General features: G+C 70.2%; 12 protein-coding genes and 1 tRNA gene. 7 read left to right on the forward strand and 6 right to left on the reverse strand.

What is annotated here, in order from left to right; genetic code table 11:
• Nucleotides 1–287: 287 nt before the first annotated feature.
• Nucleotides 288–364 (forward strand) — tRNA-Thr (locus JHY01_RS02860).
• Nucleotides 365–403: 39 nt separating this feature from the next.
• Here JHY01_RS02860 and JHY01_RS02865 read toward each other — a convergent pair.
• On the reverse strand, nucleotides 404–1,330 hold the full coding sequence (locus JHY01_RS02865; RefSeq protein WP_205324100.1) for a hypothetical protein: 927 nt from the start codon (nucleotides 1,328–1,330) through the stop codon (nucleotides 404–406).
• A gap of 235 nt (nucleotides 1,331–1,565) precedes the next feature.
• Nucleotides 1,566–3,287 (reverse strand): N-6 DNA methylase, encoded by a 1,722-nt coding sequence (locus JHY01_RS02870; protein WP_205324101.1) that lies wholly within the window; start codon nucleotides 3,285–3,287, stop codon nucleotides 1,566–1,568.
• A gap of 130 nt (nucleotides 3,288–3,417) precedes the next feature.
• Here JHY01_RS02870 and JHY01_RS02875 point away from each other — a divergent pair, with 130 nt between their 5' ends.
• Both JHY01_RS02875 and JHY01_RS02880 read left to right on the forward strand, forming a co-directional pair.
• Nucleotides 3,418–4,029 carry a hypothetical protein gene (locus JHY01_RS02875; protein ID WP_205324102.1) on the forward strand — a complete coding sequence of 204 codons (612 nt, stop codon included), beginning with the start codon at nucleotides 3,418–3,420 and terminating at the stop codon, nucleotides 4,027–4,029.
• A gap of 303 nt (nucleotides 4,030–4,332) precedes the next feature.
• On the forward strand, nucleotides 4,333–5,049 hold the full coding sequence (locus tag JHY01_RS02880; protein WP_205324103.1) for a hypothetical protein: 717 nt from the start codon (nucleotides 4,333–4,335) through the stop codon (nucleotides 5,047–5,049).
• A gap of 99 nt (nucleotides 5,050–5,148) precedes the next feature.
• Here the strand turns inward: JHY01_RS02880 and JHY01_RS02885 are convergent, their stop codons facing one another.
• From JHY01_RS02885 to JHY01_RS02895, 3 genes are all read right to left on the reverse strand, one after another.
• On the reverse strand, nucleotides 5,149–5,859 hold the full coding sequence (locus JHY01_RS02885; RefSeq protein WP_205324104.1) for a helix-hairpin-helix domain-containing protein: 711 nt from the start codon (nucleotides 5,857–5,859) through the stop codon (nucleotides 5,149–5,151).
• Nucleotides 5,856–7,295, reverse strand: coding sequence for a serine/threonine-protein kinase (locus tag JHY01_RS02890; protein WP_205324105.1), 1,440 nt, complete (start codon nucleotides 7,293–7,295; stop codon nucleotides 5,856–5,858). Before JHY01_RS02890 ends, JHY01_RS02885 begins: the two co-directional genes overlap by 4 nt.
• Before the next feature lie 396 nt (nucleotides 7,296–7,691).
• On the reverse strand, nucleotides 7,692–8,786 hold the full coding sequence (locus tag JHY01_RS02895) for a hypothetical protein (RefSeq protein WP_205324106.1): 1,095 nt from the start codon (nucleotides 8,784–8,786) through the stop codon (nucleotides 7,692–7,694).
• 398 nt (nucleotides 8,787–9,184) lie between these two features.
• Between JHY01_RS02895 and JHY01_RS02900 the strand changes: the two genes are divergently transcribed.
• From JHY01_RS02900 to JHY01_RS02915, 4 genes are all read left to right on the forward strand, one after another.
• Nucleotides 9,185–9,805, forward strand: a complete 621-nt coding sequence (locus tag JHY01_RS02900; protein ID WP_205324107.1) for a DUF4272 domain-containing protein — start codon at nucleotides 9,185–9,187, stop codon at nucleotides 9,803–9,805.
• Between the two features lie 36 nt (nucleotides 9,806–9,841).
• Nucleotides 9,842–10,945: an adenosine deaminase gene (locus tag JHY01_RS02905; RefSeq protein ID WP_205324108.1), complete on the forward strand. Its 1,104-nt coding sequence runs from the start codon at nucleotides 9,842–9,844 to the stop codon at nucleotides 10,943–10,945.
• Nucleotides 10,946–10,955: 10 nt separating this feature from the next.
• The gene (locus JHY01_RS02910) at nucleotides 10,956–12,194 is read left to right on the forward strand and encodes an amidohydrolase family protein (RefSeq protein ID WP_205324109.1); all 1,239 of its coding nucleotides are present in this window, start codon (nucleotides 10,956–10,958) and stop codon (nucleotides 12,192–12,194) included.
• A 729-nt stretch (nucleotides 12,195–12,923) separates the two neighbouring features.
• The gene (locus tag JHY01_RS02915) at nucleotides 12,924–13,562 is read left to right on the forward strand and encodes a class I SAM-dependent methyltransferase (RefSeq protein WP_205324363.1); all 639 of its coding nucleotides are present in this window, start codon (nucleotides 12,924–12,926) and stop codon (nucleotides 13,560–13,562) included.
• A gap of 143 nt (nucleotides 13,563–13,705) precedes the next feature.
• Here the strand turns inward: JHY01_RS02915 and JHY01_RS02920 are convergent, their stop codons facing one another.
• Nucleotides 13,706–14,569 carry a dioxygenase gene (locus JHY01_RS02920; RefSeq protein WP_205324110.1) on the reverse strand — a complete coding sequence of 288 codons (864 nt, stop codon included), beginning with the start codon at nucleotides 14,567–14,569 and terminating at the stop codon, nucleotides 13,706–13,708.
• Nucleotides 14,570–14,678 lie beyond the last annotated feature (109 nt).

Here is a 14,678-nt window from a genome sequence, read left to right on the forward strand (position 1 = left end):
AGGTAGCGCCCAGCGACTCCAGGAGACCATGGAATGCCCGGCCCATCGGGGATAGCGGGCTATCCCCGGGGCGGCCCGATTGAGGCGGACGCCGACCTCGCAGGCGCAATGGCCGTGCTCGGCTCGAGAGCGCCCGATCCCGGAACCTTCGCAACGCGGCTCATACGACCCAGACCACCGGAAGCGTCGTCTGGAAGCGTGTTCCACGGTCGGACCTCGGTCACTTCACGTGCCGAGGGCCTGTCGAGTAAGATTGCCTCGGCTCGCCGGGGTACCGGCGCTGACCAGCCGGTGTAGCTTCAATTGGTAGAGCAACGCACTTGTAATGCGTAGGTTGCGGGTTCGAGTCCTGTCACCGGCTCCATACGCCCGGCCTTTGGCCGGGCTTTTTCCTTGTCCCAGTTCAGCTTTCGGAGTCGTCGGGCGCGGTCCGGCGGCACCAGGTCCGGGCTTCTGCGGTCGCCATCGAGGCGATGAGGGCGAGTGGGACCAGGACCAGCAGGGCCAGGACCAGCCAGGGGTCGGTGCCGTCCTGGGCGAGGTTCAGGATCGCGGCGATGATGAGCCAGGCCGTATAGGCCGCCGCGAGGACGAGCGTGGCCCAACGGGCCCAGTTCCGGTGGTATGAGAAGGCGATGTTCAAGGCGCCATGGACGATCGCGAGCAGCATGATCGCTCCCGCCGCCCAGGCCGATCCTTCTTCGGCGAGGTCCGCTTCCTCGCCCGCCAGCGCGAGGAGTCCGGTCGAGCCGACGTAGAGGGCGACGCCGGTGGCGGTCCAGAGGATGAGGAGCGAGGCCACGACCTGGTGGGGCGGCTGCGCGGCGCCGCCGATCCTGGGGCTGTGGCGGGGGGCGTCGCAGTCGCACCAGTCGCGTGCGGGGCGCAGGAGCAGGAGGACGAGGAGCAGGGCGAGCAGGAGGGTCCCGGCGGCGCCGGTGCCCGAGTTGACCCCGGTTCCGGTCAGGATCGCGGCGGCGAGGGCGATCGCGGTCACGATGACGACGACGCGGCGGGCCCAGTCGCGGCCGCTGCGGACTTTGACCGCGAAGAGCCCGAAGAGGACGGCCACGGTCGCGATGAGGGCCGGTTCGACGAATTCCAGCGGGCTCCAGGCGCCGGCGTAGCGCACGCTGACTTCGAAGGCGGTGGCCACTGCCGACACGGTCGCGATCCAGGCGGTGAGGATCGCCAGCAGCCAGAGCAGCGTGATCGCGATGAGGACGGTCGCGGGAGTGCGCGGCTTCGGCGCCTGTGCCGCCTTGGGCGGTACGGGCGGTGCCGACGGCGGCTCGGACTCGGGCGACGCGGGCGGTTCGGCTCGGTCCATGTTGCGGCTTTCCCTCGGCTGTGGGCTATTGGCGATGGGATTCCTTCTGACGTTAGGGCATCCGGCGCGTCCGCACCACGTGCGCGCGCGGATCGGTGCGGGCCGGTTGTGAGTGCGGCTCGTGTTCAGGTCGAGTGGCGGACCCGTGTGGGAGGGCCATCCCATTGCTTCGGTCGGTCGGAGGTGGATGCGGGTGGGCACAGGGGCATGCCCTATGCCGCGGCGGGCTGCTCCCTCAGTCCTCCACCGTCGCCGTACCTGAGACCAGGCCCGCTGCGGCCTCGGCCGCGAGGGCCTCCGCGTCCGCCTCCGCCTGGGCGAGTGCTGCCCGCAGGTCCTCCAGCGCCGTGTAGGCCGCGCCGCGCCGCCGCTGGTCCGCCAGGGTCAGCCGCGGGATCTTCACTGAGAGCAGGCGTCGCTTCGCGCCGGTCGCGGTGCGCTTGGTCGCGGTCGGGAGGCGGGCTGCGAGGGCGGCGGCGATCCAGCCGAGGTCGACGGTCGGTTCGCAGCTCACGGTCCACTGGGTCTCGGTGGCCTCGCCGCGCCCGCCGAGGCGCACCTGCGGTTCGCCGACGGGATCGACGATGACGCACCGCACGTCGCCGGCCGCGCTGGACGCGGGTTCCGCGCCTCCCGGGGTGATGATCAGGTGGCCGTCGCGTTCGAGGTCGGCGAGGCTCGTCTCGGGGGCGCTCTCTTCAGCGCCGGTGCCGAAGCGCGGCAACGGGTGCCGTGCGAGTGCGTCCAGCCGGCCGCTGAGGCCCGAGACCGCTTCGGCGAGGCTGGCGGCGTCTCCGGCGGTGCCGGCGAGGTAGACGGCGGGGGAGATGTCGACGTCTTCATCCCAAAGGCGCATGAGCGGCACGGTGGTCGAGTCGGCGGTGGCGAGCGGGGCGTCGGGGGCGGCGGTGAAGGACTGCCAGGCTTCGGCGAAGTCGCCGCCGCCGGAGACGAGGAGTTGGGTGGTTTCGCCGCGGGGGGCGAGGATCCAGATGTGCGCCTTGGCTTCGGGGGAGTCGACGACGGCGCGCAGTGCGCCCCAGCGGAGCAGTTCGGAGCGGATGCGCCGCCCGGTGCGGCGGTGCGCGACCTGGGCGGGCATGCGTACGACGGCGTGGCCGCCGGGGGCGAGGAGGGCGACGCAGTGCAGGGCCCAGGCGAGTTCGGGTTCGGTGCGGGGCGGGGTGCCGTACGCGAGGCGCGGGTCGTCGCCGATCGCGTACTGGTCCGCGCCGCCGTCCTTGACGTTGAACGGCGGGTCGCACACGACCAGGTCGTACTGTTCGGCCGGGACGGGCCGCAGGAGCGAATCGCCCACGCGTGCTGTCACTTCGGCGTGCTCGTCGAGGAGTCGCAGGCGTTGTTCGGCGATCGCGGCGCGGGGTGCGGAGAGGTCTTGTCCGCTGAGGACGCGGCAGGGGCCGGTGTGTCGCGCGACCTCGGCGAGGAGGTCGCCTTCGTCGCAGGCCGGGTCGTGGACGGCGGGGGTCGCGGTGCCCGCGGTGACGACGGCGGCGATCTCGGCCAGGGGCGCGATGCCCGGCGGGACGCCGGTGCCCGCGGCTTCGCGGGCGCGTTCGATGAAGAACTCGAACAGCGCCGCTGCGGGCGTCTCGCGTCGCAAGTCCTTGAGTTCCTTGACGATCGCGGGTTCGCCGTGGCCGTCGAAGGCCGCCGCGACTGCGCCGAGGGCGGCTCCAGCGGTCGGGTGCGAGCCGGCGAGTGCGAACCAGAGACGGTCGGCGCCGGTGAGGTGCAGTGTCCGGCCGTGCCGTTTCGCCCACTGCTCGAGTTCGTGCAGCGAGAACCTGGGGCGCCGGACCGATTCGTCCACGGGGGAGGGGAAGTCGGCTTCGCGGCGGCGCCAGTTGCTGACGGCGTTGCGGCCGACGCCAGCGAGTCGGGCGAGGTCGGTCAGCGTGATGGTCTCGCCTGAGCTGGCGTCACGGGTGGTCATGCGGCTCCCCTGTCTGGATTTATCGAATCGTAACCCACCCCGCGTTGCGGAGGTTCGACACAGTCCATTATTCTCGTGAAGTGAGTTCACAAGACTTGAGCCACGAACACCACTCCACAGAAGGTAGATCATGAACCTCGAATTCCCCGAGTTCTCCAAGCGCCTCCTCGCCGCTTCCGGTGCCGGCCTCATCGCCCTCGCAGCCCTCTCCGCCTGCAGCCCTGAGGACACCGGCTCGGGCGACACCTCGAGCAGCGCCGACGAAGCCGCCACCGAAGCCGCCGCTGAAGAAGAAGCCGCCTCGACCGGCGACGGCACCAGCCCCGACGCCCCGCTCGCCGCGGGCGCCACCCTCGAGGTCGGCGACTGGACCGTCACCGCTTCGGAGGCCACCCTCGACGCGACCGACGCGATCCTCGCGGCCGACGAGTTCAACGAGGCCCCGGCCGACGGCTTCCAGCAGAGCCTGATCACCCTCGACGGCACCTACAACGGCACCGAGACCGGCTCGCTGTGGCTCGACGTGACCTTCGGCGTCTGGGCCGACGGCACCTTCTACGACAGCATCGACTGCATGAACCTCGTCGAGGACGAGATCACCCTCGCCCCCGACGTCTCCAGCGGCGGCACCTCCACAGGCTCGGCCTGCGTCGAGGTCCCCGCGGACGCCGAGTCCTACCTCCTCTACTTCGAGGACATCCTGAGCATGGACGGCACCCAGTACTTCGTCGAGATCGGCTGAGTACTCCTGAACCGGAGGACGCGGCGACCATTGGGCGGAACCCGCGTCCTCCTTTGCGCCCCAAGAAAACCGACGAAACCGTTGAGGTTCCTTCCGGCTTGACCGAATTGCAACCGACGTGATCCTCGCCATGGATATCGTGTCGCGGTTTCACGGCGGTCGCGAATCCCCAGGTCACCAGCGAGACCACCGCTGTGGTAACGATCCCTGCCGCCTCAGTAGTTGAGTCTCTCCCATATCGTCACGCTGAATTCCCGAACACCGCCCCAACCCGAATCGGCGGTGACCCACAGAAAGCAGCTCATGAACCTCAACACCGAGACCTTCGGCCCCATCCGCCGTCTCCTCGCCGTCGGCGGCGTCGCCCTCGCGGGCACCGTCGCCCTCTCCGGCTGCGGCATCCTCGAGGACGCCGCCTCCGACAGCACGACCGGCAACGAGGTCAGCGACGAGCAGGTCGACGCCGTGGCCGAAGCCGCCGCCGGTGACTGCCTGCCCGAAGAGATGATCAGCACGGGCGACACCTTCGCCGTCGACTGCTCCGACCCGACCGCGTTCTGGACCATCACCGCGATCGAGGCCGACCCGGGTCTCACCGCCGCCTCCGACGGCTCCAGCCTCACCGACCCGCAGCCGATCTACGACATGTGCGGCGAGGAAGTCGGCGCGCAGGTCCCCGGCGCGACCTGGACCGACTGGAGCATGGTCTACGACCAGACCACCCTCGACGTCAACTACATCTTCTGCGTCGAGGCGAACGGCGTCCCCAGCACCGAAGGCGTCACGCCGACCGTGCCCGCCAACGCCGGGGACTGCACCCTCACCTCCACCATGCAGTGGAACTATGGCACCATCGACTGCGCCGCGGGCGACGCCGCGATCCTCGACGTGATCGAGGTGCCCCAGGCCGAGTGGGCGACCGCCGACGTCGACACCATCGCCATGGAGTGCACCGGCTCCTCGTACATGGGAGCTGAAGACCAGTTCGGCCGCACCGCTTCGGTGTTCTGCCTGGAGTAGCACCCCGCCGGGCTTCCGGCCCGGCACTCAGCGCGCTCGCGAAGCGGGCGGCGATCTCGGCCCCGAGGCAGCGCCTCGGGGCCATTTCGCTCGCCCCGCTTACGGAATGAAAACGCAGTACTCGCGAAGATGATGCTCGAAGGTCGGGCTGATCTCGATCACCAGCATCACCTCGCCGAGACTGCCGAACGGCCCCGACTGCTGCACCCAGTCCTGGATCTGCCGAGCGCTGCGCTCGGTCACCCCCGGCAGCGTCGTGAGCACATGCAGCGGAGCGTGGTTGAGGTCGACCAGGCCGCCGTCGTCGAATTGGCGCGGCAGGTCCGGCCGCCCGACGCCGAGCCGCTTGGCCAGCATCGGATCCGCCTCGGCCGTGCGGCGGGCCTGCTCGCGGAGCTTGCGCGCCCGGTCCACCACCTCGTCGCTCGGCAGCCGCGCCACCAGCACCTCAGGACCCGAAGGCGCCGCCCACACAGCCGAGCGGATCACCAGCAGGTGCGCGCTGGAACCGAGCGCCGTCAAGGCCATCGTCGTGCTGAAGATCGTGAGGGCCCACGACGGCATGGGATCGCCCGTCGCGTACACGGCGGTGCACCCCGAGAGGATCAGCGCCGAGTGGACGATCAGCGCGATCAGGGTCAACCGGTCGCGACGTCTGCCGAGCGCCGTGCCGAACGCGATCGGCGCGGCGTACCCGCAAGTGAGGAGCGGCATCAGCGCCCAGAGATAGGTGCCGATCGTCCTGAGTCGGCGGCGGCCTGGAGACGGAGGCTGGTGGACGGGCGGGCGGTACGGACCGAGGGCGGTCATCGAGGAGGACTCCCAGGCGAGGTGTGGGGCGGTACCGGCCATGCGGGACCCGCCGGGGGCGACACGGTCCAGGTCCGCAGCAGCCGTTCGGCTTCGATGGTATCGGCATCGGCGGGACCGAGCGCCGCGGCCATCTCGTGTACCACTGTGGAGAGTTCGCGGTGGGCTTCGGGGCCTCTGCCGAGGACGGCGAGGAGGTCGGCGGCCACGCGGCGGGAGCGGAGGGTGGAGCGGGCGCGTTCGCCCTCGAGTCGGCGCTGGCGTTCGATGACGCTGGTGAGGCCGGTGAGCGCGCTGGCGGCGTTCCCGAGGGCCGCAAGGCATTGGGCGGCGCGCATTTGGCAGTGGAGGGCGAGTGCGGGGTCGGGGCTCTCGAAGTCCTTGGCCAGGGTGCGGAATGCGCTGAGGGCGCCGTTGTAGTCGCCGATGCCGAAGGCCCGGTCGGCTGCGGCGATGCGTTCGCGCCGGTCGGGGGCGGCTGGGACGGGCCCTTGCGCGGCGGCGACGGCGGCGACGCGGGCGGGTGCGAGTGGGGCGCGGAACGGCCAGGTCGGGTCGCCGCAGTCGTGCGCGGGTGCTTTGGAGGCGGGTTCGGCGGCGAGGAGCGCGGCGAGTCGCAGATGGATGTGGGCGGCGTCGGAGCCGCGTTCGGCGGGTTCTTTGGAGAGGAGCCGCGAGACGAGTCCGTCGAGTTCGGTGGGGAGGTCGGGGCGGTGGCGGCGTACGGGGTCGGGGAGTTCTTTGAGGTGCGCGGTCTGGACCTCGTAGGCGGAGCCGCGGTCGGCGAAGAGCCGTTCGCCGGTGGCCATCTCGTAGAGGAGGGCGCCGAGGGCGTAGAGGTCGGCGGCGGGCCCGGCGGGCTGGGCGCGGATCTGCTCGGGTGCCATGTAGTTGAGGGTGCCCGGCTTGTCGCCGGTCATGGTGAGGCGCGAGACGTCGGGTTCGAGGACGGCGGCGATGCCGAAGTCGACGACGTGGACGAGTCCTTCCAGGCCGACGATGATGTTGGCGGGCTTGAGGTCTCGGTGGACGACCTGCTTGGCGTGGGCGGCGGTGAGGACGGAGGCGAGTTGCGCGCCGATGGCGAGGGTCCAGTCGCCGGGGAGGGCGCCGGTCTCGTCGAGGAGGTCGCGGAGGTTGAGCCCGGGGAGGTAGGCCATGACGAGGTAGAGCTCGCCGGAGTCCTCGTCGAGTCCGGCGTCGAAGATCGCTGGTACGCCGGGGTGCTGGATCTGGGCGGTGACGCGGGCTTCGCGGCGGAAGCGGGCGGCGGCCTCGTGCCGCTGAGGTCCGTCGAGGAGGTCGGGCTTGACCACCTTGACGGCGACTTCGCGTTCGAGATGCAGGTCGAGGCCTTGCCAGACGCGGCCCATGCCGCCGGCGCCGACCGGCCGGACGAGCCGGTACCGGCCGCCGAAGACCTGGGGAGTGCTCACGGTACAAGCATGCCGGGCGCGGCGCGGAAGGCGAAGGCCGGACCCTCGGGGAGGCGGGGGTCCGGCCTTCGCGGTCGGGAGGCTTCGGTGGAGCTCTCGTCGTCGCAGGCGATCGGGGCGGGCCGCTCGAGCGATAGCGGCTGATGGCGACGACGTCGTGCCGGAACTGGACGTACGCGCCTGCGCCGGTGTCGTCGTACTTGGATTCGATGGCGGGCGGGTGACGGGGTGCTGGATCTGCAGGGTCTCGGACAGGAAGACGCCGACCGTCGGCCACCGGTTGTCCCACGTTGCAGTGATCTGGATTACTTCGCTTGCATCACACTGGAACTCGAAGGAATCCTGCGTGAACGAAGAGCGGCCGGGCCCGCGGTCGGCGGGCCCGGCGCGCGTCGCTCAGTCGCAGATCCAGACGACGGCCTTGAGGATGTGGACGTCGGCCTCGTCCTGGCCGGCGTAGACCTGGCCGGCGATGATCTCGCCGTCGTCGTCGATCTCGGTGGCGTAGTCGCCGAACCAGTTGCCGGCGGGGGCGACGAGGCCCGGAAGCTCGACGACCTTCCCGTCTGCCTCCTGGAAGACCGCGTGCGGCTCCACCGCGCCCGCGACGGTGCCCTCCTCGTTGATCGCGAGGCCCGTGACCACATCGGTGACCTCGACGGTGCCGTCCTCCAGGTTCCAGCGGACGCCGGTGTCGAGGCCCGCCGAGTACACGTTGCCGCCGACCCATCCGTCGGCGATGCTGGAAGCGGTCAGGAACATTTCGGCCGGATCGGTGCCCTCGGGCGCCGGCAGCTCTTCGCCGGTTCCGTCCGGGTGCCACACGTACGGCCGGGAGAGCCCGTCCTCAGTGTGGTAGGTGCCGACGATCGTGCCGTCCTCGTCGATCGACGAGGCGATTCCGGAGACCGCGCCCTTCGGCAGCGGCAGGGTCTCGGCCTTGAGGCTGTCGTCGCGCCAGACGACCGGCTGCGTGTAATCCTCGTCGGAGTAGCCGGCGATGTCGCCGTGCTCGTTGACGTCGGTCGCCTTGCCGCCGCCTTCCACGCCGAGCTCCCACAGCTCGCCGTCGCGGAAGACATACGGGACCAGAAGACCGTCGACCCAGGTCGAGCCGACCGCGACGCCCTCGGAGTTCACCCCGGTCAGAATCTGGTCGATGCCCGGCAGCGGCACTTCGACGGCCTCGCCGTCTTCATAGAGGTAGGTGGCGCGTTCCTGCCCGTCCAGCCCAGGCGGGTAGACACGGTAGGCGATGACGTCGCCGTCGCCGCTCATGGCGGTGACGATGCTGAAGTACCGGTCCGCCGGCATCGGCAGTTCCCGGAGGACGCAGGCGTCGTCGTCCGCGGGGGCCGCGCTCGCGGCCTGGTAGGGGACGACCGTCGCCGCCGCGGCGGCGAGGAATACACCGCCCACAGCGAATGCTTTGCGCCGCTTGAGGTTTCGATTGGAGTGGCGGTCGACGTCGTGCTCGTGCGTGAACGACACGGGGGTCCTTTCGTCGATGTTCCCCGGGCCCGGACGGCCCGATGCCCTCCAGTACGCGGCCCGGTACGACCCGGGTTGCCCGCGCTTCGCCGGATCGTGCCCGAGCCGCCCGTTCGTTGTCGAACGGTGTCGAACGAACGTAGTTACCCGTCGGTTCGTTTCACCTCTCGGGACACTTGCGACTCACGCGCGGCAGCAGTGAAACACCTGCGTAACCCGTAGATAGAACCTTGAAGATTTCCTCTGTCCGCGTTGACTCGGGCATGTGTCGGACGCTACAGTTCTTCACAATCACCCTTCCTAGTGAACGCGCATTCACCCCCACCGGTGAACCCCAAGTGGTAGGGAGCCCTATGCCGACGGCGATCTCAGACCAGCGAAGCGTTCGACTGCGCACAGTGGACGGGCTCAGCGCGCTCGGCATCCCCGCGCCCCCCGCGCAGTTCCCGCTCCCGTTCCCCGCCGGCCAGCTCCCGCGCATGCGCCCCCGAGGGCACGTCGAGGCCCGCGCCGCGATCCTCAACATCGTCCAGGCCCGCGTCTTCGACATGCCCGAGGAACTGGCGATGCGCTGGCTCCTCGACGCGCACGTCCTCGACCACCTCTCCCCGGACGAATGGGGCTTCATCGCCTGCGGCCGCGGCGAACGCTCCCGCTACGCCGACCAGCTCGAGAGCCTCTACACGGTCTCCTGGCTGCTCGGCCTCGTCGACCACCTCGACCCCGCCGTCCCGTGCAGCGAAGAGCTCCCCGAGCTCCTGCCGGACCTGCGCCGGCCCGAGTCCTTCGGAGCCTGGCGGGACCGCCAGCTCACCCCGACGCGCGACCCCGCCGTGATCGCCGAGATGCTCGACCTCTACTACTGCCTCGACTGGGTCTGCGACCAGGCCCGCCGCGCCGGGCAGGCCCCGCCGCGCGGCGTCGACGACAACCTCGTCTGGCACCGCCGCTGGGCCCTCGAATGGGCCGTGGTCTTCGCCGACGAGCGGCCCGTCCACTGGGACGAAGTCCGGCTGTGAGGCAGGCACGCGTCAGCGGCTGACTATATTCATGGGATGAATTCCACGGCTTCGAACGTCCCCACCCATGACCAGCTCCGCGCGGCACCCAAGGTCGTGCTCCACGAGCACCTCGACGGCGGCCTGCGCCCGCAGACGCTCATCGAGATCGCCGACGCGATCGGCCACACCTTGCCCACGACCGACCCCGAGGCGCTCGCCGACTGGTTCTACGACGCCGCCAACTCCGGCACGCTGGAGCGCTACCTGGAGACCTTCGCGCACACGGTCGCCGTGATGCAGACGGCCGACCACTGCTACCGCATCGCCGCCGAAGCCGCCCAAGACCTCGCCGCCGACGGCGTCGTCTACGCCGAACTGCGCTACGCGCCCGAGCAGCAGCTCCTCGGCGGCATGAGCCTCAGCGAGGTCGTCGAGGCCACCCTCGCCGGCTTCGAGGCGGGCGAGCGCCTCGCCGCCGACTTCGGCCACCAGATCAAAGTCCGCACGCTGCTGTGCGGCATGCGGCACACCGACCGCGCCCTCGAGATCGCGAAGCTCGCGGTCGACTTCCGCGACAAGGGCGTCGTGGGCTTCGACATCGCCGGCGGCGAGATCGGCAACCCGCCCGAACGGCACCTCGAAGCCTTCGAATTCCTGCGCCGCGAGTCGATGCCGTTCACCATCCACGCCGGAGAGTCCGTCGGCGTCAAGTCGATCTGGGGCGCGGTCAACGTCTGCGGCGCCAGCCGGATCGGCCACGGCATCAAGATCATGGAGGACGTCACGTCCGGGACCACGGACCAGCTGGGCCGGGTCGCCGAGTACCTGCGCGACCGGCGCATCGCCCTGGAAGTGGCGCCCTCGTCGAACCTCCAGACGGGCGGCGCCGGATCCATTGCCACGCACCCGATCAACGAGCTCTACCGGCTCGGGTTCAACGTCACCGTCAACAACGACAACCGCCTCATGAGCCGCACCCACACCTCCCGCGAGTTCCAGCTGCTCGTCGAGAACTTCGGATGGGACTGGTCGGATGTCCGGCGCTGCACGGAGAACGCCATGGAAGCCGCCTTCCTGCACTACCCCGATCGGGTGGCGATCCTCGATGAGGTGATCCGCCCCGCGTACGCCGCGCTGGAGTCCGTCCACCCTGAGTAAGCTCGGCTCCATGCACGTTTACACCGCCCCTGTCGTCGTCCCCGTCGCGGACGAGCCGATTCGCGAGGGCGCGGTCGGGGTCGACGACGGGCGGATCGCCTACGTCGGCCCCGCCGCCGACGCCCCCGAAGCCGAAGCGACCACCGCCTTCGAAGGCGTGCTCACCCCCGGGCTCGTCAACGCCCACACCCACTTGTGCTACTCCGCGTTCGCCGACATGTACGGCAACGAGAAGGAGTTCTTCGAGTGGATCCAGGACTTCGCGCGCCGCAACCCCGAGACCGCCGACGACGCCTGGAAGGCCTCCGTGCAGCTCGGCATCGACGAGTCGATCGGCCACGGCGTCACCGCCGTCGCCGACATCGTCACGCCCGCAGCCGGATTCGAACCGCTCTTCGCCTCCCGTCTCGCGGGCGTCGCCTACTGGGAGGCCTGCTTCATCGACGGCGCCGCCTGGGAGGTCCGCCGCAGCGCCTGGCGGGAGATCGTCACCGACAGCCGCGCCGTCAACAACTCCGACGTCGCCGTCGGCATCAGCCCCCACACGCTGTACACGCTGGGCACAGAGGTCGGCAAGAGCCTCGCCGAACTCGCGCGCACGCTCGACATCCGGCTGCACCCGCATCTGGCCGAGACCATGCACGAGGACATGTACGTGCGCCGCGGCTCCGGCCCGTTCGCGTTCATGAACCGCCGCGCCGGGCTCGAGCTCGAACTCGCCGACGGCGGCGCCGGGCACTCCCCGGCCGCCCAGATGGAGAAGGTCGGCTGGCTCGGCTCCGAGTCCCATGTCGCGCACGGCGTCCACCTCGACAAGGCCGACCGCGAACTGCTGCGCAACCTCGGCACCGCCGTCGCCCTGTGCGCCCGCTCGAACGCCCGCCTCGAAGCCGGCGAGCCGCCCGTCGCGGCTTACCGCGCCGAAGGCAACGTCATCGCGATCGGCACCGACTCGCGCGCCTCCAGCCCCGACCTCGACGTCGCCGCCGAATGGCCCCTGCTGCGCAGACTCGCGCTCGCCCAAGGGGACGGCGGCGAAGGCCTCAACGAGTGGCTGGTGCGCGCCGCCACCGAAGGCGGCGCGAAGGCCCTCGGCCGCGACGACATCGGCGCCATCAAGGTCGGCGCCCGCGCCGACCTCGCGGTCTTCGACGTCGACACCGAAGGCGACCCGTACGCCGCCCTCGTGAACGACGCCGCCGGGAACTGCGCCGCCACCGTGCTCAAAGGCGATCTCATCCAGCGGTAGACCGTGAATAACGCTTCGATCTCGGCACTTGTCGATCGGCGCCGCGTCCGCAATGCTGAATGGGGCCTGAACGCAGGCTGAACGACTTTCCGCACCGGAGAGGTCCGCCTCTCTGTGTATCCCCTGGAGAAGGCGGGGCGCGCATGCGCGCCCCGCCGTTTTTCATCCCGGACACCGGCCCGCAAAACGGCGGAACCAGCGGTTATCCGACGAACACATACGAGCACGTCGCACCCTGTGACAACCGGCACTCCATTGCTATCGGAAGGGTTACACGGGATAACGGTTCGGCTTCATAGATCGACATCACAGCCTTCATGCGTCAATGTGGTTCTGTAGCGCAGACCGCACTCGGGGGATCTCTCAGGGTCATCCCAGCCGGGATCGACACCGGTCCGCGCACCGGCGAACCGAAGACGACAAGGAGGCGACGATGCACCGCACACCCGCGTACACCGCAGCGCCTTCCGGTGCGCCCCAGGCGCTCCCGTCCCACCCCGAGGTTCGATCCTCAGCTTCCCTACCGGGCGAGCGCGCGGCCGCACCCTGCTCCCTCTTGGCCGCACGCGTCGCGTTACCCCGCGCGCGCCCGATATAACCCCTTGATCCGCCGGGGCCCACACCGACAGGGCTCCGGCGGATTTTCTGTTTCCCGTGTGCAAGGCTGTGCGAGTGATCGAGGCGAACGAAGCGAATACCCCGCGTAAAGAACCCGGCCGCATCGCGGCGATGTTCGACCGGGTCGCGCCGGGCTACGACCGCACCAACACCGTGATGGTCGCCGGGCAGGACAAGCGCTGGCGCAAGGCGACCCGCGAGGCACTGAGCCTCCAGCCGGGCGAGCGCTGCCTCGACCTCGGCGCGGGCACCGGCGTGTCCACGGCCGAGCTCGCGAAGTCGGGCGCCGACGTCATCGGCGTGGACTTCTCGCTCGAGATGCTGAAGCACCACCAGGACCGCCAGGTGCCGCTGGTGAACGCCGACGCGCTGCGCCTGCCGTTCGCCGACGACGCGTTCAACGCCGTCACCGGCTCCTTCTTCATCCGCAACGTCGTCGACCTCGACGCCTGCCTCACCGAGATCCGCCGCGTCCTCGCCCCCGGCGGGCGCATGGTGCTGTGCGAGGTCTCCCAGCCGGTCTGGAAGCCCTACCGCAAGGCCCACGGCGTCTTCGTCAAGCACGTGCTGCCGAAGGTCGCCTCCCGCGTCGCCTCCGACCCGGAGGCCTACAAGTACCTCTCCGAGTCGACCATGGCCTGGCCCGACCAGGCCGAGTTCGCCGACCGCATCGTCAAGGCCGGCTTCCGCAAGGTCGCCTGGCGCAACCTCGCCGGCGGCGCGGTCGCCATGCACCGCGGCTTCAAATAGGCGGCGCTGCAAGTAGACGGCGCGCATAGGTGCGCCGTCCGGCCGCGAGGTGGGTGCGGCGCGGACGGCGCGTGCGGGCTGGGATTTGACGATCACCTGCCCGCGGCTTTCGAGCCCGCCCCGTGGTCGGGCCGAACTTGTATTCAGTTCAACTGGAACGAGCGCTTCGAGAGGCCCATCCAGAAGCCGTCGATGACGGTGGCCGCCGCCTGCTCCTGCTCGGTCGCGGCCCCGTAGGTCACGAACAGCGGCACGTAGTGGTCCACGGTCGGGTGCGCGTACGGCATCCCCGGCGCCTGCGAGCGGTAGCGGGCCAGCTCCTCGATGTCCCCGCGCGCCAAGGCGTCCGAGGCCCAGTCGTCGAAGTCGGCCGACCAGCCGGGCACGTTCTCGGGGCGGTGGAAGTCGATGAACGGCAGACCGTGCGTCATGAACCCCGAGCCGACCACGAGGTAGCCCTCCTCGCGGAGCGGCCGCAGGCGCGCGCCGATCGCCATGAGGCGGTGCGGGTCGTGGGTCGGGATCGACATCTGGAGCACCGGCACGTCCGCGTCCGGGTACATGACCTTGAGCGGCACCCAAGCGCCGTGGTCGAGGCCGCGGCTCGCGTGCCGGTGCAGCGGCTCGGTGTCCGGCATCGCCGCGGCGACGCGCCGCGCCATCGCGCTCGCGTCCGGCGTCTCGTACCGCATCTGGAAGTAGCGCTGAGGGAAGCCGCCGAAGTCGTACACGAGCGGGGTCCCCGCCGCGGGGCTGGAGATCATGAGCGGCGCGGCCTCCCAGTGGGCCGAGACGATGAGGATGCCCTTGGGCCGCGGCAGGCCCTGCGCCCAGGCGAAGAGCTCGCCCATCCACGCGGCCTCGTCGAACAGCGGCGGCGCGCCGTGGCTCAGGTACAGCGCGGGGAGGGCGCCGTCCTCGGGCGTCCAGTCGCGGCGCTCGGCGGCGGCGGGCGCGGTGGTCTCGAGGAAGGCGTCGAACGCGGCGCCGGGACGGTCAGCGCGCATCTACGGCTCGCGAGCTTCGCCGAGGATCATGGGTCACTCCTGCTTCATTGAACCTTCAACCAACCTAGCGCGGGATCCTTGATGTATCAAGTAGTCCAGTTAAGCTTGT

The organism is Glycomyces sp. YM15 (assembly GCF_016918015.1).
Taxonomy (GTDB): domain Bacteria; phylum Actinomycetota; class Actinomycetes; order Mycobacteriales; family Micromonosporaceae; genus Glycomyces.

What these genes read in the sequence shown, in the direction of transcription:
- JHY01_RS02915 (WP_205324363.1), top strand. Translation starts at nt 12,924, where the DNA reads ATGTTCGACCGGGTCGCGCCGGGCTACGACCGCACCAACACCGTGATG.
- JHY01_RS02870 (WP_205324101.1), bottom strand. Translation starts at nt 3,287, where the DNA reads ATGACCACCCGTGACGCCAGCTCAGGCGAGACCATCACGCTGACCGAC.
- JHY01_RS02885 (WP_205324104.1), bottom strand. Translation starts at nt 5,859, where the DNA reads ATGACCGCCCTCGGTCCGTACCGCCCGCCCGTCCACCAGCCTCCGTCT.
- JHY01_RS02865 (WP_205324100.1), bottom strand. Translation starts at nt 1,330, where the DNA reads ATGGACCGAGCCGAACCGCCCGCGTCGCCCGAGTCCGAGCCGCCGTCG.
- JHY01_RS02910 (WP_205324109.1), top strand. Translation starts at nt 10,956, where the DNA reads ATGCACGTTTACACCGCCCCTGTCGTCGTCCCCGTCGCGGACGAGCCG.
- JHY01_RS02920 (WP_205324110.1), bottom strand. Translation starts at nt 14,569, where the DNA reads ATGCGCGCTGACCGTCCCGGCGCCGCGTTCGACGCCTTCCTCGAGACC.
- JHY01_RS02875 (WP_205324102.1), top strand. Translation starts at nt 3,418, where the DNA reads ATGAACCTCGAATTCCCCGAGTTCTCCAAGCGCCTCCTCGCCGCTTCC.
- JHY01_RS02880 (WP_205324103.1), top strand. Translation starts at nt 4,333, where the DNA reads ATGAACCTCAACACCGAGACCTTCGGCCCCATCCGCCGTCTCCTCGCC.
- JHY01_RS02905 (WP_205324108.1), top strand. Translation starts at nt 9,842, where the DNA reads ATGAATTCCACGGCTTCGAACGTCCCCACCCATGACCAGCTCCGCGCG.